The organism is Corynebacterium sp. UMB9976 (genome assembly GCF_030212265.1).
GTDB lineage: Bacteria > Actinomycetota > Actinomycetes > Mycobacteriales > Mycobacteriaceae > Corynebacterium.
The window spans coordinates 1-242 of sequence record NZ_JASODY010000164.1 but is presented as its reverse complement, the minus strand read 5'-3'; the positions used below and the strand labels follow the sequence as shown (position 1 = coordinate 242).

1 protein-coding gene is annotated in these 242 nt (G+C 59.5%); it reads left to right on the top strand.

All coding sequences use genetic code 11. From position 1 onward, the window contains the following. Nucleotide 1 precedes the first annotated feature (1 nt). Nucleotides 2-242: amino acid kinase family protein (locus tag QP140_RS10230; protein ID WP_442875049.1), on the top strand; the 241-nt coding region annotated here is incomplete at its 3' end.

Genomic DNA, 242 nt, shown 5'->3' with positions numbered 1-242 from the left:
CATGGCAGAATCTGTCGAGCGCAATGGCTTCAAACGTGTGATGCTCAAGCTCGGTGGTGAGATGTTCGGTGGCGGCAAGGTTGGCGTTGACCCGGACGTGGTGCAAAACGTTGCCCGACAGATTGCGGAAGTTTCCCGAAAGGGCGTCGAGGTCTGTGTCGTCATCGGCGGAGGTAACTTCTTCCGTGGCGCACAGCTTCAGCAGCGCGGCATGGACCGCGCACGCTCTGACTACATGGGCA